Here is a 3,756-nt window from a genome sequence, read left to right on the forward strand (position 1 = left end):
TACATCGTCTGTTTTTGTACACCCATTTGCTCCTGTTACCGTTACGGTATAAGTTGTTGTAGTAACTGGTGTGGCTGTTGGAGTAGCACTATTTGTTGCACTCAATCCCGTTGCCGGCAACCATGAATAAGAAACTCCTCCTGTCGCACCTAATGTGGCACTTGGAGTGGTACAGTTTATCGTTACATCGCTTCCCGCATTGGCCGCCGGTAAGGCTTTGTCCACAGTCACTATTACATCGTCTGTTTTTGTACACCCATTTGCTCCTGTTACCGTTACGGTATAAGTTGTTGTAGTAACTGGTGTGGCTGTTGGAGTAGCACTATTTGTTGCACTCAATCCCGTTGCCGGTGACCATGAATAAGAAACTCCTCCTGTCGCACCTAATATTGCACTTGGAGTGGTACAGTTTATCGTTACATCGCTTCCCGCATTGGCCGCCGGTAAGGCTTTGTCTACAGTCACTATTACATCGTCTGTTTTTGTACATCCATTTGTTCCTGTTACCGTTACGGTATAGGTTGTTGTAGTAGCTGGTGTGGCTGTTGGATTAGCACTATTTGTTGCACTCAATCCCGTTGCCGGTGACCATGAATAAGAAGCCCCTCCTGTCGCACCTAATGTTGCACTTGGAGTGGTACAGTTTATCGTTACATCACCTCCCGCATTGGCCGCCGGTAAGGCTTTGTCTACCGTTACAAGTACACTTGCCTGTGCTGAACATCCATTGGCTATACTGGTTTTTGTAACAATATAGCTTGTTGTTGACGCAGGATTTGCTGTTGGATTGCTCGCCGTTGAAGAAGTCAAACCGCTCGCTGGATTCCATAAATAAGTTGCTGTTGGATCGTTTGTTTCACCGATTGCTATTCCATCCGGATTCAAAGCACATGTCTTAGTAAAGGGAGCACCTGCACTTACTGTTGGCGCTGAAGAAGACCCCACAGTTCTGGTTTTAGTTGTAGAACAGCCATTAGCATCTTTAATGATAAAAGTATGGCTACCAGCTACTAGATTTGAATATGATGTTGAAGTCGTAAATAGAGACCCATCTATAGAGATCAAGTAAGGAGCTTTACCTCCAGAGGGAGACACAGTAATTGAACCTCCTGTAGTACAGGTTGCATTAGTAGTTGCGAAGGTTGCATCTACACCAACACCAATTGGAATAAAAGGTAATGTTCCACATTTAGGATTAATCGTTGAAGGGTTGTTGAACAGAACATCGCAGGTTTCGCTAGGAGAAGCTGAAGTCCATGCTAAATATAAATCAACAATTTCCAATGATTGATTACAAGCAATCGCTATATCTGTGGTTCCGTATGTAGCTGGCAAAAAATTATCACTTGATTTTTTTACATCAGAAGCACAGGCAAAAATTTTCATCCCTATTGGTTGTCCTGCAGGAATCAAAACACCACTAGCATCAACGGGATCACCATTAGCATTTCGTCTAATCAAAGTACCCCAGAAGGCAAAAGAGGTTCTCGTTGAGCCCGTTTTATTTCTAATACCTAAAACTAGTTTTCTGGTGCCAGTACAATTACATAGATCATTAGCAGGGGCTGGCAATGTGACGCTAATTAGTTCCAAATCCTTTGATGTACAAGAACTTAAACCAGGAAAAGTTTGCGCAGTTGCGTTTGTAAAACCAAAGAAACTTACTAATACAAGCGCAAGTATATTTCTAAATGAAGGGGCTAGCCCGCCATATCCCAATTTTGAAATATTGTTATGAGAAAACCCTTTTATAAATATAGAATTTTTGGGTTTCGAACTAAAACAGAAGAAATTAGACATAAAAAAACTTAGTGTACAAATTGTGTTTTTCGGTAAAAAGCAAGAATTAATTTTGCATAATAAAACTTCGAAAAACGTCAGAAGTGAATTTTTTTCCATGATAATAAAGTTTTAATGCCATACTTGTTAAAAGAAGGAAACTAGCAGACCGGGGACTGAAAACTTTTAGAAAAAACAAAACACCTTCATAAACTACTTTATGAAGAACTCCATCATCAAAAGCGCATTTTATTTTGGGGGAATAAACAAACTTTTATTAACCAAAAAAGGGCTTTAAAGAAACTTAAAAACCTAATTTTTAAATTAAAAAGGTAGAATAAGAAGAACAGAAAGTTTAGGTTTTGAGAATTAAAACTTGCTATAATAACACACCTTCATAAACACTCTTATGAAGTACACCATCACCAAAAGGATATTGTATTGTGGGGAGCAATAGCTAAAATCTTTTTATCAACCTGTAAGCAGTTTAAAAAAAAACAGCTTGGAATTTGATTCTTTTTTTGTTAAATCAAAGTTAATCAATGTGTTAAAACATTAATTAAGCAGTAATAATAAATCAGATAAAAAACAAATTTATCCGATAAAAAACCGTCAAATCGAGAAAATTACTACATAAAAAAAATGCTTATATTTAACAAATAAATCTTGCAATATATTGAAAAACAGTGTTTTACACATGCATTATGTTGATTTATCATTTTATTTCTGCATAAATAAGCAAATAATAAAAAAACCTCGAAAATTTTCACTTTCGAGGTTTAATTTTATATTCTAATCCTTTTTATTTTTAGGACTAGATGATTACTAAAAAACTACTTGGAAGTCATTACTTTTTTCACACTGCTTCCTCGATCAGTAGTTACTTTGACAATATAAACTTGTTCCTGTCCTTTATATGAATGAAGGTGCAACGAAATTTCTTTGTTCAAATAACTATTGGTATCTGTTTTCGAAAGTACTAAAATCCCTTGTGCGTCAAACACATCGATTACCACATCAGACACATAATCAAAATCGTATCTAATGGTCAGCTTATCTTTAAAAGGAACTGGATAAGCAGTAAAGCCAGCGTTAGTACTCAAACCCACTTCTTTATGAGTAGCGGAAGTAGCTCTAGTTCCTCCCAAAGGACATCCTGTATTGTTAAGAATATCCAATTGAGTCGCCAATGTTCCAGGTGCAGTTCCTCCAGCTAAATACGCTGCATTAACAGCATCAATTACTGATTGAGTATTAGTACCATAAGGCGCCGGAAAATCAACTTCATCACTACAAACATTCAATAAAGCAGCTACGCCTTGACGAGCTAAATTATAAATACCTCCGCCTCCTAAATTTAGAGCTTGCAATAAAGTTAAATTAGCAAGATTAGACGGTGCATTTACAAACACACTACCAAACAACATTGAAGGAGTATAAGAAGAACACCATCTGTCAGTATGGTTTTTCCAATATCCTAAAGTACATCCTTCACATGCAGTTACTATAATACTTTGGCTGCATGAAATTGATGTATTACCACAAGCATCGGTAGCAGTCCAGGTTTTTGTATAGGTCACTGAGCCGTCCGCATTATTTTTTGTAGTAACACCCAAATCATTAATAATTGGATTTGAATCACAACTATCACTTGCTGTTGGAGTACCAAAGACTGGTGTTGTACCACAGGCAACTGTTTGACCAGCTGGACAACTAAGAGTTGGTGGTGTAACATCATGAACATTGATGGTTTGTGAAGCAGAAGAATGATTGCCACAATCATCTGTAGCAGTCCAGGTTCTGGTTACACTGTAATTACCCGGACAGTTGCCTGGAGTAGTTACATCAGCAAAGGTCAAAGTCACTGAAGCATCACAAGTATCAGTTGCTGTTGCTTGCGCAAAGGCTGGCAAGGCTGGACAATTGATAGTGGATACAGCAGGTAAAGCTGCGATTACCGGTGCAGTAATATCCTGA

At 37.9% G+C, this 3,756-nt stretch carries 2 protein-coding genes; both read right to left on the reverse strand.

Features of this window, described 5'->3' with window-relative positions; translation table 11 throughout:
* Positions 1 to 1,800: hypothetical protein (locus tag ACNQGH_RS21750; RefSeq protein WP_417958113.1), on the reverse strand; the 1,800-nt coding region annotated here is incomplete at its 3' end.
* Between the two features lie 812 nt (positions 1,801 to 2,612).
* A partial coding sequence (locus tag ACNQGH_RS21755) for a T9SS type A sorting domain-containing protein (protein ID WP_417958114.1) occupies positions 2,613 to 3,756 on the reverse strand: 1,144 nt, incomplete at its 5' end.

Origin of the sequence: Flavobacterium kochi (assembly GCF_048286715.1) — a bacterium.
Lineage (GTDB): Bacteria > Bacteroidota > Bacteroidia > Flavobacteriales > Flavobacteriaceae > Flavobacterium.